The following is a 22203-nucleotide window of genomic DNA, read 5'->3' on the forward strand; positions in this document are numbered from 1 at the left end:
AAGGGAACCGCCATGAACACCACCTACCATGTCGTCGCCGTGATCGCCGCCCTGTGGGTCGGCTTCTCGGGCTACTCGCTGTTCTCCCAACAGCGGTTCGTCGTCGAGCCACTCGAGCGGTACGGCGTCCCCCGGCCGTGGTGGAACTGGCTGGCCCTTGCCAAATCCGCTGGGGCACTGGGACTTCTGGTGGGCCTGTTCATCCCGGCGATCGGCGTCGCCGCCGCCATCGGCCTGATCCTCTACTTCCTGGGCGCCACGGCCACCGCGATCCGGGCGCACTCGTACGCCACGAGCGTCTTCCCGCTGCTGTACCTGGCCCCGGTCGCGGCGGCCCTGACCCTGCAACTCGCCCGCTGAGAAACCGCCTGTGCCCCAACGGACTTCGCCGATCACCGCCAGGGCAGCAGCCGACGAACCGCCTTGCGTCCCGAGGTGGTGTGCGGGGGTTGCGACATCACGGAATCCTTGCCGCGAATACTCCACCCGTACGCCACCCAATGACCCTCGTCATCGGTGATCACATATTCTTCCGCGCCCCCGAGAATGATCGCCTCGACCGCCGCCGCCGCCTGGGACGGCCTGTCCTCGAATTGGATCTCGTAATCGGCGACGGCCCGGACGCACCAACCGGTTTCGATGCGTACCGAGGCATCCCCCATATCCACCAACTTGATGTGTGGATTGGATCCCTTCGCCTCGTCCTCGAACGAGGGGGATCCGCTGGGAAGCAACAAGATACCCGGGTAGCTGTACACCCGGAGGTCGTAACGCTCGGCGATCCCGCGAACCTCCGAGCAGAACATCTCCCATTCCGTCCCGCTCACCCGGCCTCCCAACCCATTCGCGTCCTCGGCCGCTATTTGTCGCACGGATTCACCACGGTGTCCGAATACTGCCACGCCGAGGATTGCGAGGGTACTCCCCCGTACACCCCGCCCCCGCGAGCGGCCGTCCGATACTCGCCGTCCGCGCAGGTGGTGGCCCCCTGCGCGACGAGCTTCGTCCCCGCGGCGGGATTGCTGACCTCATTGTGGCCGCCGCCCACCTTCTTCCAGCCGCCGCCTTCCTTGCGCTGGAGTTCGACATCGATGTACAGCGAGTCGATGGCCGCCGTGCAGCTGATACTCCCCTTTCCGACGATATCGGTGGGCGTGCCCTTGGAATTGTGCGGATTCATGGCCTTCACGGCGTCCACATGGCAGCGCGCGTCGCCGGGCCCGGCGGCATTCGCGGCGGGCACGGACACACCCGTGGCCAACCACACCGCCAGCACGCCGCCCGCGACCGCGCCGATGTTCTTCGCGTACTTGTTCATTCGCTTACCCCCGGTCGATGGATTCTTCGGTTCGTCATCTTCTTGGATGTCGAAGCGCCCCCATCGGTTCCCTCGTTTCGCGAATTTCTTTTTCAGCCGCCCTGCGCCAACGCCCGAACCTTGCCCAGCACATCGGGATACCGGCGCAGATGCGCCCCGCCGTTGAGATCGATGGCCGCGCCCGTCATCCAGGTCGCCTTGTCCGAGACGAGGAACACGGCGAGGTCCGCGATCTCCTCGGCCCGCCCGCTGCGTCCGAGGGGTGTGTTCTCGAGGTACTCCTCCCGCAGCCCCGGCACGAAGGCCACGCCCGCCACCAACGGCGTGTCGACCAGTCCCGGGGAGATGGCATTGACGCGAATTCCGCGCTCCGCCAACTCCATTGCCGCCACCTCGACCAGCATGAGCACCCCGGCCTTGGCCGCGCAGTAGGCCGCCATCCCGGTACCGGGCTGGCGTCCGTTGAGCGAGGCGATGCACACGATGCCGCCGCCGTCCGACAGATGCCGCCCGGCGTGCTTGAGCACCAGGAACGTCCCGGTCAGGCAGACGTCGACGGTGGTCTGCCAGCCCGCGAGCTCGAGTTCGGTGATGGCTCCGGGCACCGAGACACCCGCGCAGTGCACGACCACATCCGCGGATTCGGACTCGAAAAACGTTGCGACAGAAGCCTCGTCGGTCACATCCATGCCGACCGACCGCACGTCACCGCCGAGTTCGTCGGCCAGCGCCCGGGCCGCGTCCGCGTTCAGGTCGGCCACCACGACCCGATACCCCTCGCTCGCCAGGGCCCGGACCGTCGCGGCCCCGATTCCCGACGCCCCGCCCGTCACCACCGCTGTCCGGCTCATACCGCCTCCACTCCGAGATGCCTACGCAGGAAATGCAATTGGTGCGCCAACCCGGTGTCGTGACACGGCCGCCCGGGGAACAGATCGAAGTGATCCGCCGGATAGTGCCGCACCTCGGCGCGCGCCCGGAACGCCACCTTCGCCGCGGCCTGCGGCGGTGCCGCCCGATCGAAGTCGGCGATCTGGATCAGGATCGGCGCGGCGATGCGCTCCACCTCGCGACCCACCCGGAACCCGCCGACGTCCAGCCCGACCGCCGCGTCGACCTCGTTGCGCCAGGTCGGACCGGCCAGCCCGACATACGCGTCGTAGAACCCGTCTGCGGTGAGCGCCGCCCGCTCCCCCGGCCTGCCGACCAACGGCATCATCCCGGCCGCCCCGCCCAGCCGGGACGACACCGCGCTGCGCATCCCCGACACCGTCGACCCGGCGATGGCCAGCGCCCCGACCTGCCGCAACGCGTGCCGTCCCGCCGCCGGACCGGATACGAGCGGCACCATGGCGACCACCGCGCACACCTCGGGGCGGCCCGGCGCGACGGTCAGCACATGACCGCCCGCCATCGAAACACCCCACAGCACAACACGTTCGGCGTCCACCCCGGGCTGCCGCACGGCCGCGCCGATCGCCGCGCGATAGTCGTCCGCCTGCCCGGCCATCGAGATCCGTTGCCGCGGTTGCCCTTCCGACGTGCCGAAGCCGCGATAGTCGAAGACGAACGCGGCCAGTCCCGCCGCCCGGAACGCCCGCGCGAACGGCTCCAGTCCCGAATCCTTGGTGCCGCCGAACCCGTGCGCCATCACCACGACCGGGCAACCGCCCGGCCCTTCGAACGGGCCGCCGGGCTCCGGCTCGAAAAACCGTGCGTCACAGGTCGTTCCGCTCGAGGAGAATCGAACAGACCTCATCGTGTCGCCTCCGCTCCGCTCCGTTCCCCCGCCCAGCGCGGCGGCCCGGCGACCCGCGCCCGCCGCGCCCCGGCCGGTAGTTCCCGCACCCGGATGTCGTGCTCGTAGAGGAAGTAGTCCACCTGCTGGGTGTGCCGCGGCCGATCGAGCATGTGCCCGGTGTAGCGCCGCTGATCGCTGACGATGACCCGCCGCATCTCCGCCTCCGACGGCACCCGATACCGGCCCACCGCGTACGCCCCGATCAGCCGGGCCTGACATTCCACGAACGGGAACAGCGTCGGCGTCGCCTGCGCGAACCCCGCGAACACCAGATCCTCGATGCCCGGCAGGAACATTCGCTTGTACAGGTCGATCCGATTGTCCGGCGCGCTGATGAACTCCGGATCGAAGAACGGGAAGGTGATGTTGTAGCCGGTGGCGTAGATGACGACGTCGAAATCCTCGTGCGTGCCGTCCCGGAAGTGCACGGTCCGCCCGTCGAGCCGCTCGATATCGCCCTTGGGGATCACATCCCCCGATCCCAGCCGCAACGGCAACTCCACCGACTGCGTCGGATGTGCCTCGAAGAACTTGTGATTCGGCGTGGGCAGCCCGTAGTTCTCCGGCCGCCCCGCGGTCAGCGGCTGCCCCCACTGCGCGATCTTGCGCTGCCACGACAGCGGCAGATACGGCGTCGTCCGGTAGTACTTGTCGGCCGGGCGGCCCGCGATGTACTTGGGCACGATCCACGCGCTCGACCGCGTCGACAACACCAGCCGATTCCCCAGCGCCTTCGACGACAACTCCACCGCGATATCGGCGGCGCTGTTCCCCAAGCCCACCACGAGAATCCGCTGATCCCGGAAGTCCAGCGGCGTCCGCGGATCGATGTAGTGATGCGCGTGCAACGTCTCCCCGGTGAACTCCCCCGGGAAGTCCGGATACCGCGGATCCCAGTGATGCCCGTTGGCCACCACCAGCAGATCGAACCGCCGCGTCTCCCCCCGCTCGGTGTCGAGCTCCCACCCGCCCCCGGGCAGCCGCCGCGCGTGCGTCACCCCGTTCCGGAACTCGATGGCCTGCCCGAGATCGAAAGCGGCGCAATAGGAGTCGAGGTACTCCTTGATCTGGCTGTGGTGCGGGAAGTCCGGATACTCCTCCGGCATCGGGAAGTCCCGGAACGACAGCTGATGTTTCGAGGTGTCGATGTGCAACGACCGATACGCGCTACTGCGCCCGTTCGGATTCCCGAACGCCCAGTTCCCCCCCACCCGATCCGAGGACTCGAAGCACACGTACGGAATCCCGTAGTCCGCCAGCATCTTTCCCGCAGTCAACCCGCTGATCCCCGCGCCTATGACCGCGGTCCGCGGTAGGTACATCCTTGATCCCTTCCGAGCTGTAGACAGATTCTGAATTCTGTCTACTGGGGACAGGATGGCAGATCGAATGAGTTCCCGAGGCGAAACCGGGCAATCGTCTCCACCGCACGGCCGCGAGTAGAAGACGGGGCGGATGGTTTGTTGGTCGAAGTCGACTGTTGTGCAATCGATTTCGGTCACGGGGCGCGCGGTGGGGGCGGATGATGGAGTCGCAACGGCAGATCGCCGACGCGATCGGATCGAGGGGGCCTCGGTTATGGGAAAGGTCGACACCAAGGGCGTGTGGACGCGGGTCAGCGTGGACGAATCGCAGTTCGAGGGGCTGCGGCAGGCGCCCGACGGCACCAAGTCCAGACTCAGATGGGGTACCGGCGCGGACGGCGGCGAGAAGAGTGGATACGACTTCACCGGACTCACCGGCGTGGACGCGCAGCTGGACGGCACGGATTTCAACCTGGGCATCTTCGCCCACTACAACCGCCGGGTCGTGTTGGAGCACAGCCAGTTCTCGGTGTTCCTGAAGGTCACGGTGGACTTCCAGGACGAGGGGTTCGACCACACGTTCACGCTGCGTTTCCGTCACGACGAGACACCCAACGTGCCCGGCGACGTCGACGACGTGGTCCGCCTGCCGATCGTCCACGAGAACGACATCGTGCGCGTCGACGGCACCGAATACCAGGTGACGATCAGCGGTTTCCGAGACCACGGGGGCCACGGGGAGGTTCAGGAGACTTACACCATCGGCGAGGGCGAGATCAAGAGACTGTGGCTCGTCGCCCGGTTCGACCCGACGAGCGAGCCGAGTTCCTGAGCCGACTTGCTATCGTTTCCCCCGGAACTGGCGGCGAAAGCGGGGGCGCGTGACCGAGGTATCGACGACACAGGTGGTGGATCGGCTGCTCGACGCGGCGCAGGTTCTCCTGGCGCGCAAGGGTATTCGCGCGACCACCGTGAGCGAGGTCGCCGAGGAGGCGGGGGTGTCGCGGGCGTGGCTGTATCGGCACTTTCCGGACAAGTCGTCGCTGTTGGGGGCGGCGATCGTGCGGTTGAACGAGTCGTTCTGGAGCGGGGCGCGGGCCGAGCTCGACACCCTCGCCAGCTTCGCCGAACAGCTGGTGGCCGGGGTGCGGATCGGGCGCGGCGCCTACGACGACCCGGGCGCGCTGCCGCTACGGTTGCGGGCGGCCGAGCCGGAGGAGTTCGCCGCCTGCGCGGGTGCGGGTGTCACCGCACTGGTCCCGGACCTCGGCGCGTTCTGGCGACCGTTCGTCGAGGCCGCGATCGCCCGTGGCGAGATCCACCCGGCGCACGATCCGGGTGAGGTCGCCGAATGGGTGGCCCGCGTCCTGATCAGCTTCGGCACCATGCCCGGCGAGACCCTCGACGCCGACGACCCGGCGGCCGTGCTGCGGCACATGCGGCGCTTCGTCCTGCCGGGGTTGCGCGCGAATCCCGAAGGCTGACAATCCGATTCATCGGTCTCCCGATCCCTGACTCAGAGGCGGAGCGTAGAGCCCCGTGCCCGTGATCAACGGCAGATCCATGGTCGTTCGAATACCGGGCTCGGCCGCGACGACCGCGGGAATCGCGTTGACGATGCGCCCGGCCGCCGCGGCGATGGCCGCGTGATTGTGGTCCCCGTACCGGCTGGTCGGGCAGATATCGACCGCGTAGGAGGGCTCCCCGGTGATCTCGATCCGATACGACCCGCCCGGCTGCGCGGGCTGCGCCCAATCCGGCCGCAGATCCCCCCGCAGCCGCGTGACGTGCTCGATGACGATCGCCGGATGCCCGTCCACGATCCCGTGGATCTCGAAACGCACCGCGGCCAAACCTCCTTCGGGAATGTGCCCTGCCGCCACGTCGAACGCCTCGGGCGCGGGCACCCGCTCCACGAAGTCGGTGATCTTGTCCACGGCGAGGCCCAGCCCCGCCGCGAGCTGCCGGATGGCGGTCCCCCATGCCAGGCTCAGCACACCGGGCTGGTACAGCATGGGCACCTCGTCCATCGGCTTGCCGAAGCCCATGACGTCGAACATGACGATCGAACCGTCGTAGGTGGCGTAGTCGGCGATCTCGAGGCAGCGGATCCGCTCGATCTCCCGGCATGTGCTCGCCAGCGCGAAGGGCAGCAGATCGTTGACGAACCCCGGATCGACACCGGTGATGAATACGCTCGAATTCCCCTGGCGCGCCGCCTGTTCCACGCGCTCGATGTACTTGTCCGGGACCACACCCCACGGGTACTGGAGAACTCCGGGAGCCGAGCCGACCACATTGATGCCCGCGGCGAGGATGCGCTGGACATCGGCCATCGCCTCCGGCAGCCGGGTGTCGCCCATCGCGCAGTACACGACGCAATCCGGTTGCGCGGCAAGGATGTCCGACAGCTCACTCGTCGCGGCGACGCCGGTGTGCCGCCCGAGCCCGGCCAGCTCCCCGGCGTCCCTGCCGACCTTGTCGGGGCTCGACACCCAGACGCCGGTCAACTCGTACCCGGGATGGGTGATCAGCTCGATCAGCGCCAGCCGACCGACATTGCCGGTGCCGATGTGGGCGACACGGACTGCCATGTTCTCTCCTCGTCACGTCTACGGAGCAGGGTTCCGGAACAGTGTCTAGAACCTGTTCCAGTTTGATGGTAGCGTTCCGGCCATGGGACGCGTAGACGGAAAAGTGGCGTTGATCAGCGGTGGCGCCCGGGGAATGGGCGCGGCTCACGCCCGGCTGCTGGTGGCCGAGGGCGCCCGGGTGGTGATCGGGGACGTGCTCGACGAGGGGAAGGCCGTGGCCGAGGAGCTCGGCGACGCCGCCCGGTTCGTCTCCCTCGACGTCACCCGGCCCGAGCAGTGGGACGCCGCGGTCGCCACGGCCGTGACCGAGTTCGGCAAACTCGATGTGCTGGTGAACAACGCGGGCATCGTGAACGGCGGGCCGCTGCACAAGTTCGATATCGAACGGTGGCGCAAGATCATCGACGTCAACCTCACCGGCACATTCCTCGGGATGCGCGCGGCGGTCGAGCCGATGATCGCCGCGGGCGGCGGGTCGATCATCAACATCTCCTCGATCGAGGGGCTGCGCGGCGCGCCGTGGGCGCACGGTTACGTGGCGTCCAAATGGGGTGTGCGCGGTCTGGCGAAGTCGGCGGCACTCGAGTTGGCGCAGCACAAGATTCGGGTGAACTCGGTGCACCCGGGCCTGATCCGCACGCCCATGACCGAGAACATCCCCGACGATCTGGTGACCATCCCGCTCGGCCGTCCCGCCGAGCCGGAGGAGGTCGCGACCTTCATACTGTTCCTGGCCAGCGACGAATCGGCATACTCGACGGGTTCGGAGTTCATCGTCGACGGCGGTTTGGTGACCGCGGTCCCCCACAAGTCCTGAGCGCCGCCTCCCGGCGCGGGCCGCGTGAAACTTCCTGGCGTCCAGGAAGTTTCACGTCACCTCGGTGACAGGATGACGACCGGAATCTTGCGGTCGGTCCAGGATTGGTAGGAGTCGAAGTCGGCGTACAGCTCGACCAGACGCGGCCACAGCTCGGCGCGCTCGGCGTCGGTAGCCTCGCGGGCGCGGACGGGTGTGCGCTCGGGCCCGATCTGGACGTGGGTATCGGGATCGACGAGCAGATTGCGGTACCACTGCGGGTGATTCGCCGCACCGCCCTGGGAGGCGACCACGATGATGTCGTCCCCGGAGCGCAGGTACAGCAGCGGAGCCGCGAACGTCTTACCCGATTTGCGCCCCCGATGTTCCAGCAGCAACGTCGGAACCGGCTTGCGGAAGCCCGCGCCGATCCGCCACGTCGTGCCGATGCGCCCGCCGCTGCGGCGGTACACCCACGACTGGGCGCGAGACCCGTACTTGAGGATCACCTTGGTGATCGGCGAATCGAGGCCGGGGGGACGGTTCGCTGGCATACGTTCTGCATAAACCATTTTCGGACAACCGTCCAGACGCCTTACCGCTCATCGAAACCGGCCCGGCTGGCCTCGATCTCCTCGATGTGCTCGATGGCCCACCCGGCGAGGGCCAGTGCGGGCGGGATGAGGCTCTTGCCGGTGGCGGTGAGTTCGTATTCGACGCGGGGCGGGACCTCGGCGTAGGCGGTGCGGGAGACCAGGCCGTCGCGTTGCAGATTGCGCAGGGTCAGGGTGAGCATGCGTTGCGAGATGCCCGGGATCTGCCGCTGCAACTCGGTGAACCGCAGCGCGCCGCGATCGAGGGTGACCACGATGAGCAGCGCCCACTTGTCGCAGATCCGGTCGAGGATCGCGCGGATGGTCCGGCCGCCGTCACCGCGAATCATGCAGGTGTGCTGGTAGTCCGACATCGATCTCCCCCGATGGTTACCTGTGTGTGCCTTTTGTACGGGTTCCGACGGTAACGCATGATGGGGCTGCTTACCGACAGTAACCATCGAGAGGGTCGTCATGAACGTCGCCTACTGGATCGTCGCCGGGCTGCTGGCCGTGTTCTATCTGTACGCCGGGGGCATGAAAGTGCTTCGGAGCCAAGCGGATCTGCGGCCGATGATGGGCTGGGTGGATCAGATTCCGATGCCCGTCGTCCGCCTCATCGGCGCGCTGGAGATCGCCGGGGCGACGGGGCTGATCCTCCCGCCCCTCACCGGTATCGCGCCCTGGCTCGCCATCGCGGCGGCGATCGGGCTGGTCCTGGTCCAGATCGGGGGCACGGCCGTGCACGTCGCGCGCGGGGAGACCCGCGTCATCGGCCTCAATATCGTTTTGCTCGTCCTCGCGGCGGTAACCGTCTGGCTGGGAACCGTTTGGATCTGAGCCGACCGTGAGGAGCGCCCGATGACCACCGTGGACTTCTGGTTCGACCCGATCTGCCCGTGGACCTGGCTGACGTCGCGGTGGCTGGTGGAGGTGGAGGGGGTGCGCGACGTGCGGACGCAATGGCGACTCATGAGCCTGTCGATCCTCAACGAGGGGACGCTCGACCAGGGTGCGGATCTGCTGCGGGTCTTGGCCGCGGCGGGCGACCAGCACGACAACGAAGCCGTAGCCCGCCTGTACACCGCCCTCGGTACCCGGCTGCACGTCCGCGGCGGGGACGTCGATCTCTCCGCCGCCCTCGCCGACGCCCAATTGCCCACGGAGCTGGCCGCTTTCGCCGACTCCGACTTCTACGACGCGGCGATCCGCAACTCTCATCAGGAGTCCCAGGACGCCTTCGGCGACGAGGTCGGCACCCCGGTCCTCGGTGTCGGCGACGCCGTCTACAACGGCCCGGTCGTGAGCCCCGCCCCGAAGGGCGAGGACGCCGGGCGACTGTGGGACGCGGTCGTGGACGTGCCGGGCGTGTACGAGATCAAACGGCTGCGGACCACCGCACCGGACTTCAGCTGAGGATCCTCGCCATCTCGCGCCGCAACGCCTCGGGCGGGCGGGGACGAAGACGTTGCTGGACGATCGTGCCCATCAGCCAGGACAGCAGGGTGTGGGCGGTCTCGTCCGGGTCGTCCACGGGAATGTCCGCCGCCAACTCCCGCAGCAGGGCGTGCATGTCGTCCAGCGCGCCCGTGATGGCGGCGGACTGCCCGCGGCGGCCGGTGTCGATCCAGTACTCGAACCACAGGTAGGCCACGCTGGGCCGGTCGGCGAACGTGGCGAGATACGCCTCGGCGACCGACCAGAGCCGTTCCGGCGCAGTGGATTCCGTGGCGGCGGCGGCGCGGAGCTGGTCGACCAGCGCCGAGACGTGGTCGCGCATGGCCAGGTCGATGATCTCGTGGATATCGGCGAAGTAGTAGTGGACCGCGCTCTTGGTGAGGGGGCTGGCGTCGGCGACGGCGCGCGCGGTACAGGCGGACAGGCCGTCCCGGGCCAGGACGTGTTTCGCGGCGTCGATGATCTGCTCGCGTTTGCCGCGGCGGTTGGCCTCGATCACGGGTCTCACGGTGAACAATCTACCGCCGCCGTTGCCGAATTGGGACAAGCGACCTAAAGTTAGGACGCATGTCCCAACATTTCGTGTTCCACGACGTCCGCACGACCGATCTCGACGCCTCCCGCCGCTTCTACACCGAGCTGTTCGGCTGGGGCGTCACCGAGACCCCCGCCGGGCCGATGCTCGGCGAGGGCGACGCGGTGTGGGGCGGCTTCACACCCCTGCCGGAGGGGGATTCCCGTCCGCCGCAATGGATTCCGTACGTTCCGGTCGACGACGTCGACGGCGCCGCGGAACGCGCCGTCGGTCTCGGCGGCCGGATCGTGAGGCCGCGCGTGGACCTTCCGCCGGGCTCGGTGGTGGTCGTGGCCGAGCCGGGCGGCGCCACCCTCGCCCTGTGGCAGGCGGCCGGGTAGGCGTATTCAGAGGTAGGGCCGGGTGATCATCTCCAGGCCGTGCCCGGCCGGATCCCTGAAATACACTCCGCGGCCGCCGTATTCGTCGTTGATCTCGCCGGGGCGGCGGCCGTGCGGGTCGGCCCAGTGGTCGATACCGCGCTCGACCAGCCGCGCGTAGGCGCGGTCGAACAGCTCGTCGTCGACGAGAAACGCGTAGTGCTGCATCTGAATCGACTCCACTGGCGGCTCGGCGAACTGCAACAGCACCCCGTCGTCGCAGAGCAGATTGGTGAACACGCCCCACGAGGGCGCGTCGGCGAATTCGAAGATGTCGCGGAAGAACGCGGCCGAGGCCGTGCGGTCCTTCGCGGCGATGATCGTGTGATTGAACCGTGCGGTCATGAGAACTCCTGTCGTGATTGATCTTTCGAGCTCGAGAACAATCACGGCGGAGGAGGCGCCCGCGACCGGGCGCGCGCGGCGCTCAGGTGAGCACCGGGTCACCCGTCTGTGCGTGGCGTGGCGCCGTCCCGGTCATCATCGCCGTCGAGTCTAACCGGCCACCGCCGCGGGCCGCCGGGAGGTCCGCAGGAACATGTAGGCCCCCGAGACCAGCAGCACCGCGAGCGGGAACAGGGGCAGATACGACACCCACACGATCGGCTCCTCCTGCGCGAGCGCGACCACGGTCGCCAGCACGGTCACCACGAACACGACCACCGCGGCCCGGTGGATCCGCCGCACCGGCGAGACCGCCCGCCCCCACCCCCGCACGAACATGACCAACCCGGACACCGCCAGCACGGCCAGCGGCGCGAGCGGCAGATACAACGCCCACTGCGCCCCCACCGCTGCGCCCACCACGGCGACCACGATCGTCACCACGAAAGCGACCGCCGCCCACCGATGTCCCTGCCGGATCCACGCGCTCATCGAATTCTCCTCATCGTCCGGAACCAGTACGGAAACGGTACGGAGAACCCGCCGACCAGCGCTTCTCGATTCCTGACCGGTTACAGCTCCTCGGCGGGCTTGTCGCCCTCGCGCTGGGCCTTCTCGAGTTCGCCGCGGAGGCGGTCGGCGGTTTCGGTGTCGCCGCGGTCCTCGGCGGTGGTGATGTCCTGGCGGAGTTGGGCGAGCACGTCCTGGAAGGTCATATCGGCATCCTTTCTCGTTCGTCGTGTTCGAGGGGTTGCCGGTGGGTCATGATCGAAACTCGCGGTGCTGGACGCGGGCGCTCGCGTAGAGACAGATGGCCGCCGCGGCGGCGAGATTCAGGCTCTCGGCGCGGCCGTGGATGGGGATGCGGACGCGGTGGTCCGCGCGCGCGGCGACCTCGCGGGGCAAGCCGTGCGCCTCGTTGCCGAACAGCCAGGCGACCGGGCCGGAGAGGATCTCGTCGGCGTCGTCGAGATCGACCTCGCCGGTCGCGGTCGTGGCCAGGACGGTGACGCCCGCCTCGGCGAGCGCGTCGAGGACCGCGCCGGTGTCGCGCTCGCGGGCGATCGGGACGTGGAAAAGGCTTCCGGCGCAGGCGCGGACGCATTTGCCGTTGTGCGGGTCGACCGAATCACCGGCCAGCACAACGGCGTTCGCGCCGACGGCGTCGGCGACGCGGATCAGGGTGCCCGCGTTGCCGGGGTCGGCGATCTCCACGGGAACGGCCAGCATCCGCGGCGCGTCCGAAAGAACCTGGGAGAGCGGCACATCCACGCTCTCGCAGACGGCGACCAGGCCGGGCGGGGTGACCGTCTCCCCCAGGTGCTCGGCGGCGCGCTCGCTCACCGGCGTCGCGCGCACCCCCCGGGCGACGGCGCTCGCGACCAGTTCGTGTTCGCGTTCGGCGGCGCGCGCGGTGTAGAACAGTTCCCGCACCCGCTCGGTATCCAGCGCCGCCGCAACGGAATTCGCGCCCTCGGCGAGGAACAGGCCGGTCTTGCGGCGCTGCGGGGCGCGGTGGAGTTTCACCGCGGACACGATCCGCGGATTGCGCCAGTCGATCACGGCGTCGGTCATCGCCGACCCCGGCGCACACCCGACGAAACGACCCGCGGCCGCGCTCTGGGAGCGCTGGCGGCGGGTCGTTCCGAATGCTGTTGTGTCACCTGGTGATTCAGGCGGCCGGGGCGTTGACATCCTCCGGCAGGGCGGCCTTCGCGACCGCGACCAGGCCGGTGAACGCCTCGGCGTCGGAGACGGCGAGCTCGGCGAGGATCTTGCGGTCCACCTCGACACCCGCGAGCTTGAGGCCCTGGATGAAGCGGTTGTAGGTGATGTCGTTGGCGCGGGCCGCCGCGTTGATGCGGGCGATCCACAGCTTGCGGAAGTCACCCTTGCGCGCCCGGCGGTCCCGGAAGGCGTAGGTCAGCGACTTGAGCTGCTGCTCCTTGGCCTTGCGGTACAGCCGCGAACGCTGGCCGCGGTAGCCCTTGCTGGCCTCGAGAACGGTACGGCGCTTCTTCTGAGCGTTGACGGCCCTTTTGACGCGTGCCACTGGTCAGTCCTTGTTTCGATCGAGGGGCGCGCGCGGCGCCCGGGGGATGGTCGGGAAGTAAACGAATCGCGGAGAGCGAACTCAGATACCGAGCAGCTTCTTGACGCGACGGACGTCGGCCTTGGCGACCTCCACCGTGCCGTCCAGACGACGAGTCCGGCGAGTGGGCTTGTGCTCGAACAGGTGACGACGGTTCGCCTGCTGGCGACGCAACTTGCCGCTCCCGGTCACCTTGAATCGCTTCGAGGTGCCGCTGTGGCTCTTCATCTTCGGCATGGATTCCTCAATCTGTCTCGGCCGGCGGGCACGCCGAAAGCGCGCATCCCGCCGGTTGCTGTATCGGGATTACTACGAGGGGGCCCCGTCGGCCTGGGCGGCCGGAGCGTCACCACCGGTGGCGGGCGCGGCATCACGCTGCGACGACGCCGCCTGCTGTGCCTTCGTCCGCGTCTTCGCGCCCTTGTGCGGGGCGAGGACCATGGTCATGTTCCGGCCGTCCTGCTTGGCCGAGGTCTCGACGAAGCCGTAGTCGGCCACATCGGACGCCAGCCGCTGCAACAGGCGGAACCCGAGTTCGGGTCTCGACTGCTCACGACCGCGGAACATGATCGTGACCTTGACCTTCGAGCCGGCTTGCAGGAAGCGAAGGACGTGGCCCTTCTTCGTCTCGTAGTCGTGGTCATCGATCTTGGGGCGGAGCTTCTGCTCCTTGATCACGGTCTGCTGCTGGTTCTTCCGGGACTCGCGCGCCTTCTGCGCGGTCTCGTACTTGAACTTGCCGTAGTCCATGATCTTACAGACCGGTGGGCGCGCATCCGGTGCGACCTCGACCAGGTCGAGGTCTGCCTCCATGGCGACGCGCAGTGCATCTTCAACACGCACGATCCCAACCTGCTCGCCGCCCGGTCCGATGAGCCGGACCTCGGGCACGCGGATGCGATCGTTGATGCGGGTCTCAGTGCTGATGGGGCCTCCTAGGTCAAGCGGTGTCGTCCAACGACCGCAAGCTATAACTGCAACCCCATATCCAACACGAAAGCCCCGGTGCGGTATTTCACCGCCACGGGGCCCGATGTCGACCGATCGCCGACGCGAACGACTCGCGTCGACCCTGTGCGGGGCATATGCCGCACGAGGAACCCATCGCGAACGATGGGCGACCGGACCGTCGAGCCTGGCGTGTCGCCGGCCGGCGGTGGGAGTCGGGCTCCACTTACAGGCCCCGGTACCGGACCGGGGCGGTCGTCGCAGGACAGCTTAACATCCCCCGCGTCGAACCTCCCAATCGCCCGCCCCCGCGACCAGGCACATCGGGTCCGGATGCCATGCTACGGGCCATGAGTGAGGCCCCGCTGAACGAGCCCGAGACCGTGCGCGACCTGGCCGACATCCCGGCCGTCGAGGTGATCAGCCGCGCGGCCGTCATGCTGATGAGCTCGGCCGCCGAGAAGCTGGGCCTGGCCGACGACGACCCCGACACCAGCCCCCGCCGCGACCTGGACGAGGCCCGCCGCGTCATCACCGCCCTCGCCGGCCTGGTCACCGCCTCGGTCGAGTACCTCGGCCCCCACGCCGGCCCGATCCGCGAGGGCCTCCAATCCCTCCAACGCGCCTTCCGCGAATCCTCCGCCCACCCCGACGCCCCCGGCCAGGGCCCCGGCGAAAAGTACACCGGCCCGGTCTACTGACCCCCCCGTACACGAACCCAGCCGCACCCTTTATTGGGATCCGCACCCGTTGTAGAGCCATGCAGGGGGTGCGGATTCGGATAAGGGGTGCGGCTGGGTTGGAGTGCTTTCAGGGGGTGAGGGATGGGAGGAGGGTGGTGATGACGGCGGTGGGGGTGGTGATGGGGTGTGGGGGGCCGCCGGGGAAGAGGGCTGAGAGGACGGCGTCGTGGCAGATGCCGACGAGGAGGGCGGCGGTGGCGTCGAGGTCGGCGGTGGGGGTGATGCGGCCCAGGGCGCGTTCGGCGGTGAGGTGGGTGGTGAGGGCGTCGCGCCAATCCGGTTGGGCGCCGGGGGTTTGCGCGTAGCGGGTGAGGACGGCGGGGTGGGCGAGGAGTTGGGTGAAGACGGGGAGGATGCCGCGGTGCAGGGCCAGGCCGTGGTCGAGCCAGCCGAGCAGGTTCTGGGCGAGGGTGCCCGCGCCCGGCGTCGGGGGCGGGGCGAGTTCGGCGTGGACCGCGTCCACGTGGGCGCGCAGGGCCGCGGCGAGCAGTTCCTCCTTATCGGCGAAGTGGTTGTAGAGCACGCCGTCGGCGACACCGGCAGCGCGCGCGATGGCGCGCACGGTCAGGCCCGCGCCGCCCTGCTCCGCGATGAGCCGCCGGGCGGTGGCGACCAGATGGGCGCGCAGATCCGCGTCGTCGCGATCACGCAGCGCCGCGGCCTTCCTCGGTGACATGCCCTCACGGTAGCGGGACCGACGCGGTGACCAGCAGACCCGCGCCCCGCAGATACACCCCGTCGGGCCGGGCCAGGGGTTCGAGGGCGGCGGACACGGCGGCGCGGACGCGGTCGTCGGTGGCGAAGCCGTTGCGTTCGCGGTGGTAGCGGACCGGACCCCAGCCCATGACGAATTCCGTTGCCGCCGCGACATTCTCGCCCCAGCATCCGGACGATTCCAGCACACGCGCCGTGACATCCCCGAAACCGGCCTCCCCCAACAGCTTCCGAGTACCGTCCGGATCGCCCAGCGCGTCGAACCCGTGACCGATCCCGAACCCGGGCAGATGCTCCCCAGCGGCGGCGAACACCGCGCTGATATCGGTGTCAGCGTCCGCGGGCATGGCGACGTACGCCAGTCGCCCGCCCGGCCGCAGCGCCCGCGCGATATTGGCGAACGCGGCCACGGGATCGGCGAAGAACATGACGCCGAACCGACTCGTCGCGACATCGAAACCGCCTGCGGGAAAGGGAAATACCTGCGCGTCGCCCTGCTCGAACGACACATTGGTCACCCCCTCGGCCGCCGCCCGCTCCCGGGCCCGCGCCAGCATCGGCCCGGACAGGTCGACCCCGGTCGCCGACCGCGCCCGGCGGGCCGCCAGCCGCGTCAATTGCCCGGTGCCACAACCGATATCGAGCACCCGATCCTCGGGCCCGATGCCCGCCGCGGTGAGCAGCGGTTCGTTGTACCCGCCGTTCACCGCGTCGTAGCGGTCGTAATTGTCGGCCCAGTGCGAGCCCTCGTAGCCGTTCCACGCCTGCGACTGCGCGGTGTTGACGATCGGGTTCATGGCACACCTCCCATTATGAACGCTCGTTCATGAACGTACGTTCATACTGTGCCACGAGCCCTCCGCCGTCAACCTCCGCAGCTCACAGCCCCAACTCCGCCAACCGCGCCGAGATCCGCTTGTCCGTACTCGGGATCGGCGACTCCTTGTCCACCCAGCTGTCACCCCCGAAGTAGATCCGGAAGATCCGCTCCGCGGTGCGAGTCGCCAGCGCCTGCGTGGACAGCGTGGGATTTGGACCGCCGAGCGAATTGGCCAGGGCGGAGTTGTCTGCGATGAAAAGCCGCTTCACCCAACGGGATTCGGCATTGACGTCGAGCACCGAATCGTGCGGGGAGGTGCCCATGCGCATGGAGGACTGCACGTGCAACAGCAGCGGCGCCCAATCCATCCGGTACACCGTGCGCGCCCCGGCCGCGCGCATGATCTCCGCGCCGCGGGTGGCGACCCACTCCCGATTCGCGTGCGTGGCGGCGGAGCGGCGGCGGCCGACCACATCGATCTTCGCCGGGGCGCCGTTCTCGTCCGCCGGGAAGAACGACGTGGTGACCCGGCTGTCGGGTTCGACCCGGTCGTCGGTGAGGATCAGGAAGTTGAGCAGGTTGTCGATGCCGGTGCCGAGCAGGTCCATCAGCTCCTGGCCGACGAGGCGGCCGGCCCGGCCGTCCCACGGGCCGGTCGGGCCGCGCCCGTTGTCGTAGACGCCGCGAACCCCGCTGTCGGACAGGTTCATCGAGAACGCCTGGATGGCCGGGGTCAGGCCGACGGGTTCGATGCAGCCGTGGCCGGGGAAGTCCATGCGGGCGGAGGAGTTGGCGCCCTTGGAGTTTCCGGTGTACTCGTCGAACACGCCGACCACCCAGTCGAGGTAATGGTCGGTGTGGCCGCGCCCGACCCAGTCGTTGGGATTGGGCAGGCCGCTGTTGAACCACACCCGCGGGCTGCCCGACGCGCCGCCGGAGAGCACCACCACCGCCGCGTCCTCGGTGAACACCTCCCCGCTGGAGTTGTTCCGCCACGTCACGCCGGTCGCGACGGCCTGGTCCCCGCGCTGCTCCCAGTTGATCGTCGTGACGAAGGAGTCGGCGAGCAGGTGCACCGGACGACCGCCGGGGCGCACCGCGTCGGCGGCCAAACCCAAAGGGACGTAACTGTTGTCGGTGGAGCGCTTGGCGAACTGGTTGCGCGGGGCGCGCACCGGCTGATAGCAGCCCTGGAAACAGTGGCCGCAGAAGGTACATCCGGTCGCGGCCGGGTAGGTCAGCAGGTCCTCGCGGTCGGTGCGCCCGGCATTGCCGCCCGGTTGCAGGATCGCGTTCTGTTGCGGGCGAAAGGAATCCCGATAGCTCGTCCGGGTGGTCTGCACCGGGAGCCCGACGGCCTCGCAGCCGCGGAAGGAGATGCTCTCCTTGGTGCCCATGGCCGCGGTCTGCACCGGCAGCGTCTCCTCGACCCACTCCAGATACGGCACGAATTCCTCATAGGGAAAAGGGAATTCGTGCGCGCGGTCGTAGGCCGCGGCGTCCGGGCCCGAATAGCCCTGGAACACACCGGGAAACGGCCGCGGGCAGTTGCCGAAGTAGTGCTGGGTGGTGCCGCCGACGCCGGACAGCTCCCACACGAACATATTGCCCGCCCACTCCCGGAACCAGGAGGGTTTGCGGCGGTCCTCCGGCCCGAAGCGCAGGAAACCGGTGTTGGGGTTGTTGGCGTCGTTCTCCGCGTGCGACCACTGCGAACGCGGATCCGCGTGGCGCGGACCGCCTTCCAGCAGCAGCACGTCCAGGCCGCGCCCGGCGAGTTCGGCGGCGACGACGGGGCCGCCGCCCCCGGCTCCGATCACGATGACGTCACGCATCGGCGGGCACCTCCGTCCGGCCCTGGTAGTAGCCGATCAGATCGGGTTGCCCGTCGACCAGTCCGGTCGGGCGATAGCCGGTGAGCTCCCACGACGGGGGACGTTGGCGCACATCGCGAGTCGCGGGATCGAACAGGTACAGCTCCGAGTGCACGGCGAAGGCCGCGCCGTCGAGCAGGATGCCGCCGCCGAACTGGAGGAAGCCGCTCGCCGAGCCGTGCAGCGGACCGGGCAGCACCCGATCCACGATCGAAACCAGTTCCGGCAGTGGACGTTCCAGCAATTCCACCACCCGGCACTTGTCGCGCAGGCTCAGCCGCGCGAACGGCGAACCCAGCGGCCCCACCACCGAACCGGGCGCGACCAGCACCGACCCGAAGGTCAGGATCAGCGCCATCAGACCCGACAACGGCAGCCACCGATCGGCGTAGGCGTAGCCCAGCGCCTGATCGACCGTGCGCGCCTGCTCGGGCGAGATCCCGAGGAACGGTGCCACCGGTATGCCCAGATCTTGCAACGCCTCGCCGATGCCGACCGCCACCGGGCGGGTGAGCTGATCGCCCGCGGCCAGATAGTGGTCGAACAGGTCCATCAGGAACTCGCCGCCCCCGAATTCGATGGGCCCCGGGGCGTTTCGGCTCACCCCCTGCGCCCGCGACCAGTCGTCCGCGCCCGGGAACACCATCACCGCGACCGCGCGCATGGTGTCCAGCGCGAACGCGTCCCCCGGGCCCAGCGGCCCGGCCGCGTGCGCGATCGGCGGCGACGCCGCCGGAAGGAGTGGACGTACGCCGAGAATCGCCGCGAGCCAGGCCGTGTAGGTCAGGAAACGCCGACGGCCCACCGCCCCCTCTGCACTGTTACTCATCATGGCCCCCTGCTGGCCGAGTTGTGAATCGAGCGAGACTCACGGTAACGATCAGCGCACCCCCAACCGGTACGTCGCCGCCGCGGCCGAGGGGATGACACAGCGGTCGTGATCATCAACTGTGAAGTCCAACAGGGTCTTTCGATCTTCCTTGCCGAGCACCGCCCGCGGCACGTCCCGTGAGATGGAGCAAACCCGGACGGATTCGCCCCTGGCGTCCCGGCCGGGCTCCTACCATGCGAGACACGGACGAACCAGGAGCAGCATGACCGCGAGATCGGATCTGGAACGGGAACTGGGCGGGCCGCTGGCGGCCCTGGACGAGCTCGGCGATCGGGAGGTCACCGATCTGCTGGTGTTGCTGCATGCCGCGCGGCGGCACGAGACGGCCGCGCTGAACGAGGCCGTCGACGCCATGGTCGGCGCGCTGCCCCGGCCGTTGCGCGGGATCACGAAGAAGATCATGTTCGGCGACCGGCTCGACCGATGAGCGATCTGGTCACCCGCGCGCAGCTGGTCCTGCTCGCCCGCACCCTGCACGTGCCGCCGGAGCGGCTGGCGCATCTGGAACGGCTGGGGGCCGATCGATTGCACGAGATCCAGCAGCGGCTGGCCAACGCGCTGTTCGATCAGCACGCCGAAATGTTCTCGCGGATAAGCAAATTGGTGCCGATCATCCCGTTGACGATCTCACTGCCGCTGGTGCAGCGGCTGGTGCCGCCGATGATGACCGGACGCGCGGCGGGGGCGGTCGGGGTGGATCATCCGAAGAAGGCGGTGGAGACGGTCAGCATGCTGAACCCGTCCTACGCGGCCGACTGCGCGCCGTATCTGGACCCGCGCGCGCTGGGCCTGCTCGCGGATCTGGCGCCGCCCGGACCGGTGGTGCGGGTGGTCAACGAGATCCTGCGCCGTCGCGACTACATCACGGCGGGGCCGTTCCTCGCCTACGCGACACCGGCTCTGATCGAGGCGGTGGAGCACGGTGTCGACGACGACGCGGGGCTGATCTTCTCCGCGGCCTACGCCTTCGAGGCCGACAGCGTGGACGCGATCGTCCGGCACCTGCTGGTCGGTGCGTCGCAACGCATTCCGCGCATGATCCGGACCGTGCTGGCGGGGTCGCCGGAGTTGCAGGCGGCGGCGTTGTCGATCTTCTCCCGCTGTCACCCGGAGACGGTGGCGGCGGTGGGCGAGATCCTGTTCACCATCGGGTCCATCCCGCAGTTGAGCACTTTCGTCGACAACGCCCTCCGGGTCCGCGCGGTCCCCGAATTGCTCACCGTCACAGGGCATCTCGGCCCCGGCGCCCTGGGACGGTTGGCGACCAACCCGATCCTCGCCCACGATCCGGCGCTGCACGCGCTCGTCAGCGGCCTCGACGGCGAGGCGCGCCCGGCGCCCTGGCGGGGCCTGCTCGCGCTGCTCCGCGCCGCCCCCGCCGACATCCGGCAACGCGGCGCGCGGATGCTGGCCGGATTGTCCCCCGCGACGCTGGCCGAATTGCCCGCCCTGGCAACGCAAGCCGACCTCTGGTCGCCCCTGCTGGAATTCCTCGCGAGCGCCGACGCCGAGGTCCGCTCCCACGTCGGCGCGATCTGGGCGACGCTTCCGCCGGAACGCCGCACCGGCTTGCAGTGGCACCTGGCGGAATACCGCGACGACCCGCGGCTCGAGGTGATCGCGGCGGCGATTCCCCACGAGTCGGCGGAGGAGGTGTTCTTCCGTCGACGCCGCGCCGGGCGGCATCGGGGGACGGGGGCGGGGTGGGATCAACAGCAGGCGCGGTGAGTGAGCGGGGCGGCGCTATTCGGCGTCGGCAGCGGGTCGCCGACGGAGGCTCGTGGCCGGGTGGGATCAACAGCGGGCGCGGCGAGCGTACGGGTGGCCAAATCCGGCGTCGGCAGTGGGGCGGCGACGGGGACTCGTGGCGGGGTGGGATAAACAGCGGTGCGAGAACTCTTGTGGGGCAGAGGTTTTGGATAGCCGGGCGGCATACTCGGAGTCGGCGGTGGGCTGCCGATGGAGGCTTGTGGGCGAGGGCGTTGAGGATCAGGAGTCGGGTATCTGGTCGAGTTGTGACCAGAGTTGTTGTGGGCCTGCGATATTCACGCCGAGTGGGGTCAGTCGGGTGCGGAGGCCACGGTCGGCGGTGACTACGGTGATCGGGGCGATGCCGTCCTCGGTGGCGGAGGTTGCCTCCGCGACGATGGTGTCGTCGCCCGAGCCGGGGGCGGCCACTGTGCGGACGGGCGAGAAGTCTTCGGCCGCAACGGGTTTCGTTGCGCCCTCGAGGATGACGAGGATCGTGGACCCGGCGGGGAGGTGTCGGGTCCAGGCGGCGAGGCGGGTGAGCAGGCGGCGGGCGGCGGCGGGGCGGTCGCGCCACCAGCCGTCCGGGCGGGAGCCGATAACATTGGCGGCGTCGATGATCCAGAGGCGAGGGTCGGTGGTCATCGGGCGGTCACCTGGCGGCGGATGTCGAGGAGGTGGTGGTGGAGTTCGTGCTCTGTGTGCAGGGCGATCCAGCGGAGCGAGCGCAGCGATTCGGCGGGGTAGGTGAAGACGAGGGTGCGCTCCCAGTCGGACTCGCCGAGGCGGTTCAGCACAGTGGCCAGGAGCAGGGCGGCGTCGCGGAGTTGCCGGGCCACGTCCTCGGGGCGCTGGTCGGCGTAGCCGTCGTGGTCGACACGCTCGTCGCGGCCCATGGGAGTGGCGGTCGGGGTGTCGGTGCGGCGGGCGGCGAGCACGCGTTCACGCATGACCAGCAGGACGTCACGGACGTGGCAGGCGTATTCGAGGGGCGACCACACGCCCGGATCGGCGTGCCGCCGCAGCAGCGACGGGTCGAGCGCCAGCAGCTCGGCGTAGTCGGCCGCGTAGGCGACGGCGCGATCCGCGACCTCGGCGGCTCGGGCCAGGTCGTAGTCGAATCCGCATTCGGCGCAGGCGTCCACGGGCTCACGGTATGCCAGGGCCCG

At 69.0% G+C, this 22203-nt stretch carries 32 protein-coding genes; 10 read left to right on the plus strand and 22 right to left on the minus strand.

Annotation, left to right across the window (positions count from 1 at the left end; all coding sequences use genetic code 11):
- Positions 1-12: 12 nt before the first annotated feature.
- The gene (locus ACWDSJ_RS17640) at positions 13-360 is read left to right on the plus strand and encodes a DoxX family protein (RefSeq protein ID WP_450033150.1); all 348 of its coding nucleotides are present in this window, start codon (positions 13-15) and stop codon (positions 358-360) included.
- A gap of 32 nt (positions 361-392) precedes the next feature.
- Here ACWDSJ_RS17640 and ACWDSJ_RS17645 read toward each other — a convergent pair whose 3' ends face one another.
- The 5 genes from ACWDSJ_RS17645 to ACWDSJ_RS17665 form a co-directional block, all read right to left on the minus strand.
- Positions 393-758: a hypothetical protein gene (locus ACWDSJ_RS17645; RefSeq protein ID WP_450033151.1), complete on the minus strand. Its 366-nt coding sequence runs from the start codon at positions 756-758 to the stop codon at positions 393-395.
- Between the two features lie 101 nt (positions 759-859).
- Positions 860-1318, minus strand: a complete 459-nt coding sequence (locus ACWDSJ_RS17650; protein ID WP_450033152.1) for a hypothetical protein — start codon at positions 1316-1318, stop codon at positions 860-862.
- A 92-nt stretch (positions 1319-1410) separates the two neighbouring features.
- A complete protein-coding gene (locus ACWDSJ_RS17655) occupies positions 1411-2169 on the minus strand; it encodes an SDR family NAD(P)-dependent oxidoreductase (RefSeq protein WP_450033153.1) in 759 nt (252 codons plus the stop codon).
- A complete protein-coding gene (locus ACWDSJ_RS17660) occupies positions 2166-3077 on the minus strand; it encodes an alpha/beta hydrolase (protein WP_450033154.1) in 912 nt (303 codons plus the stop codon). Before ACWDSJ_RS17660 ends, ACWDSJ_RS17655 begins: the two co-directional genes overlap by 4 nt.
- Entirely contained in the window at positions 3074-4441 is a 1368-nt protein-coding gene (locus ACWDSJ_RS17665; protein WP_450033155.1) for a flavin-containing monooxygenase, read from the minus strand. The genes ACWDSJ_RS17660 and ACWDSJ_RS17665 overlap by 4 nt, the downstream gene beginning before the upstream one ends.
- Positions 4442-4697: 256 nt before the next feature.
- On the opposite strand from ACWDSJ_RS17665, the gene ACWDSJ_RS17670 reads away from it, so the two are divergent.
- Together ACWDSJ_RS17670 and ACWDSJ_RS17675 are read left to right on the plus strand one after the other, a co-directional pair.
- On the plus strand, positions 4698-5255 hold the full coding sequence (locus ACWDSJ_RS17670; RefSeq protein ID WP_450033156.1) for a choice-of-anchor K domain-containing protein: 558 nt from the start codon (positions 4698-4700) through the stop codon (positions 5253-5255).
- A 49-nt stretch (positions 5256-5304) separates the two neighbouring features.
- A complete protein-coding gene (locus ACWDSJ_RS17675; protein WP_450033157.1) occupies positions 5305-5907 on the plus strand; it encodes a TetR/AcrR family transcriptional regulator in 603 nt (200 codons plus the stop codon).
- A gap of 9 nt (positions 5908-5916) precedes the next feature.
- Here the strand turns inward: ACWDSJ_RS17675 and ACWDSJ_RS17680 are convergent, their stop codons facing one another.
- On the minus strand, positions 5917-7017 hold the full coding sequence (locus ACWDSJ_RS17680) for an NAD(P)H-dependent amine dehydrogenase family protein (RefSeq protein ID WP_450033158.1): 1101 nt from the start codon (positions 7015-7017) through the stop codon (positions 5917-5919).
- An 82-nt stretch (positions 7018-7099) separates the two neighbouring features.
- On the opposite strand from ACWDSJ_RS17680, the gene ACWDSJ_RS17685 reads away from it, so the two are divergent.
- Positions 7100-7834 carry a glucose 1-dehydrogenase gene (locus tag ACWDSJ_RS17685; RefSeq protein ID WP_450033159.1) on the plus strand — a complete coding sequence of 245 codons (735 nt, stop codon included), beginning with the start codon at positions 7100-7102 and terminating at the stop codon, positions 7832-7834.
- 56 nt (positions 7835-7890) lie between these two features.
- Here the strand turns inward: ACWDSJ_RS17685 and ACWDSJ_RS17690 are convergent, their stop codons facing one another.
- Together ACWDSJ_RS17690 and ACWDSJ_RS17695 are read right to left on the minus strand one after the other, a co-directional pair.
- On the minus strand, positions 7891-8367 hold the full coding sequence (locus ACWDSJ_RS17690; RefSeq protein WP_450033160.1) for a nitroreductase family deazaflavin-dependent oxidoreductase: 477 nt from the start codon (positions 8365-8367) through the stop codon (positions 7891-7893).
- Positions 8368-8408: 41 nt separating this feature from the next.
- The gene (locus tag ACWDSJ_RS17695) at positions 8409-8780 is read right to left on the minus strand and encodes a winged helix-turn-helix transcriptional regulator (RefSeq protein ID WP_387361996.1); all 372 of its coding nucleotides are present in this window, start codon (positions 8778-8780) and stop codon (positions 8409-8411) included.
- A gap of 100 nt (positions 8781-8880) precedes the next feature.
- Here ACWDSJ_RS17695 and ACWDSJ_RS17700 point away from each other — a divergent pair, with 100 nt between their 5' ends.
- Positions 8881-9246: a DoxX family protein gene (locus ACWDSJ_RS17700; protein WP_450033161.1), complete on the plus strand. Its 366-nt coding sequence runs from the start codon at positions 8881-8883 to the stop codon at positions 9244-9246.
- A 21-nt stretch (positions 9247-9267) separates the two neighbouring features.
- Positions 9268-9822, plus strand: a complete 555-nt coding sequence (locus ACWDSJ_RS17705) for a DsbA family protein (protein WP_450033162.1) — start codon at positions 9268-9270, stop codon at positions 9820-9822.
- On the opposite strand, the gene ACWDSJ_RS17710 is transcribed toward ACWDSJ_RS17705, so the two are convergent.
- The gene (locus tag ACWDSJ_RS17710) at positions 9815-10372 is read right to left on the minus strand and encodes a TetR/AcrR family transcriptional regulator (protein ID WP_450033163.1); all 558 of its coding nucleotides are present in this window, start codon (positions 10370-10372) and stop codon (positions 9815-9817) included. The two genes, ACWDSJ_RS17705 and ACWDSJ_RS17710, sit on opposite strands and share 8 nt — an antisense overlap.
- A 59-nt stretch (positions 10373-10431) precedes the next feature.
- Here ACWDSJ_RS17710 and ACWDSJ_RS17715 point away from each other — a divergent pair, with 59 nt between their 5' ends.
- Positions 10432-10779 (plus strand): VOC family protein, encoded by a 348-nt coding sequence (locus ACWDSJ_RS17715; protein WP_450033164.1) that lies wholly within the window; start codon positions 10432-10434, stop codon positions 10777-10779.
- A gap of 6 nt (positions 10780-10785) precedes the next feature.
- Here ACWDSJ_RS17715 and ACWDSJ_RS17720 read toward each other — a convergent pair whose 3' ends face one another.
- The 7 genes from ACWDSJ_RS17720 to infC form a co-directional block, all read right to left on the minus strand.
- Positions 10786-11163 carry a VOC family protein gene (locus ACWDSJ_RS17720; RefSeq protein WP_450033165.1) on the minus strand — a complete coding sequence of 126 codons (378 nt, stop codon included), beginning with the start codon at positions 11161-11163 and terminating at the stop codon, positions 10786-10788.
- A 150-nt stretch (positions 11164-11313) separates the two neighbouring features.
- Positions 11314-11694, minus strand: a complete 381-nt coding sequence (locus ACWDSJ_RS17725; protein WP_450033166.1) for a hypothetical protein — start codon at positions 11692-11694, stop codon at positions 11314-11316.
- Between the two features lie 80 nt (positions 11695-11774).
- Entirely contained in the window at positions 11775-11918 is a 144-nt protein-coding gene (locus tag ACWDSJ_RS17730) for a hypothetical protein (RefSeq protein ID WP_450033167.1), read from the minus strand.
- 46 nt (positions 11919-11964) lie between these two features.
- Positions 11965-12777 carry a TrmH family RNA methyltransferase gene (locus ACWDSJ_RS17735; protein ID WP_450033168.1) on the minus strand — a complete coding sequence of 271 codons (813 nt, stop codon included), beginning with the start codon at positions 12775-12777 and terminating at the stop codon, positions 11965-11967.
- Positions 12778-12874: 97 nt separating this feature from the next.
- Positions 12875-13255, minus strand: a complete 381-nt coding sequence (gene rplT / locus ACWDSJ_RS17740; RefSeq protein ID WP_387361977.1) for a 50S ribosomal protein L20 — start codon at positions 13253-13255, stop codon at positions 12875-12877.
- An 81-nt stretch (positions 13256-13336) separates the two neighbouring features.
- Positions 13337-13531, minus strand: a complete 195-nt coding sequence (gene rpmI / locus ACWDSJ_RS17745) for a 50S ribosomal protein L35 (protein WP_387361975.1) — start codon at positions 13529-13531, stop codon at positions 13337-13339.
- Between the two features lie 72 nt (positions 13532-13603).
- Entirely contained in the window at positions 13604-14266 is a 663-nt protein-coding gene (infC, locus tag ACWDSJ_RS17750) for a translation initiation factor IF-3 (protein WP_387362306.1), read from the minus strand.
- Between the two features lie 326 nt (positions 14267-14592).
- Between infC and ACWDSJ_RS17755 the strand changes: the two genes are divergently transcribed.
- Positions 14593-14943, plus strand: coding sequence for a DUF1844 domain-containing protein (locus ACWDSJ_RS17755; RefSeq protein WP_450033169.1), 351 nt, complete (start codon positions 14593-14595; stop codon positions 14941-14943).
- A 109-nt stretch (positions 14944-15052) separates the two neighbouring features.
- On the opposite strand, the gene ACWDSJ_RS17760 is transcribed toward ACWDSJ_RS17755, so the two are convergent.
- From ACWDSJ_RS17760 to ACWDSJ_RS17775, 4 genes are all read right to left on the minus strand, one after another.
- Positions 15053-15661, minus strand: coding sequence for a TetR/AcrR family transcriptional regulator (locus tag ACWDSJ_RS17760; RefSeq protein ID WP_450033170.1), 609 nt, complete (start codon positions 15659-15661; stop codon positions 15053-15055).
- 4 nt (positions 15662-15665) lie between these two features.
- Positions 15666-16496, minus strand: coding sequence for a class I SAM-dependent methyltransferase (locus tag ACWDSJ_RS17765; RefSeq protein WP_450033171.1), 831 nt, complete (start codon positions 16494-16496; stop codon positions 15666-15668).
- Between the two features lie 82 nt (positions 16497-16578).
- Positions 16579-18354 carry a GMC family oxidoreductase N-terminal domain-containing protein gene (locus tag ACWDSJ_RS17770; protein ID WP_450033172.1) on the minus strand — a complete coding sequence of 592 codons (1776 nt, stop codon included), beginning with the start codon at positions 18352-18354 and terminating at the stop codon, positions 16579-16581.
- Positions 18347-19222: a hypothetical protein gene (locus ACWDSJ_RS17775; protein ID WP_450033173.1), complete on the minus strand. Its 876-nt coding sequence runs from the start codon at positions 19220-19222 to the stop codon at positions 18347-18349. The genes ACWDSJ_RS17770 and ACWDSJ_RS17775 overlap by 8 nt, the downstream gene beginning before the upstream one ends.
- 265 nt (positions 19223-19487) lie before the next feature.
- Between ACWDSJ_RS17775 and ACWDSJ_RS17780 the strand changes: the two genes are divergently transcribed.
- Both ACWDSJ_RS17780 and ACWDSJ_RS17785 read left to right on the plus strand, forming a co-directional pair.
- Complete coding sequence (locus ACWDSJ_RS17780; protein ID WP_387361963.1) at positions 19488-19712, plus strand: hypothetical protein; 225 nt, start codon at positions 19488-19490, stop codon at positions 19710-19712.
- A complete protein-coding gene (locus ACWDSJ_RS17785; RefSeq protein WP_450033174.1) occupies positions 19709-21013 on the plus strand; it encodes a hypothetical protein in 1305 nt (434 codons plus the stop codon). Before ACWDSJ_RS17780 ends, ACWDSJ_RS17785 begins: the two co-directional genes overlap by 4 nt.
- 261 nt (positions 21014-21274) lie before the next feature.
- Here ACWDSJ_RS17785 and ACWDSJ_RS17790 read toward each other — a convergent pair whose 3' ends face one another.
- Together ACWDSJ_RS17790 and ACWDSJ_RS17795 are read right to left on the minus strand one after the other, a co-directional pair.
- Entirely contained in the window at positions 21275-21679 is a 405-nt protein-coding gene (locus tag ACWDSJ_RS17790) for a hypothetical protein (RefSeq protein ID WP_450033175.1), read from the minus strand.
- A complete protein-coding gene (locus ACWDSJ_RS17795; RefSeq protein ID WP_450033176.1) occupies positions 21676-22179 on the minus strand; it encodes a DinB family protein in 504 nt (167 codons plus the stop codon). The genes ACWDSJ_RS17790 and ACWDSJ_RS17795 overlap by 4 nt, the downstream gene beginning before the upstream one ends.
- Positions 22180-22203: the final 24 nt, after the last annotated feature.

The organism is Nocardia sp. NPDC003482 (genome assembly GCF_053588115.1).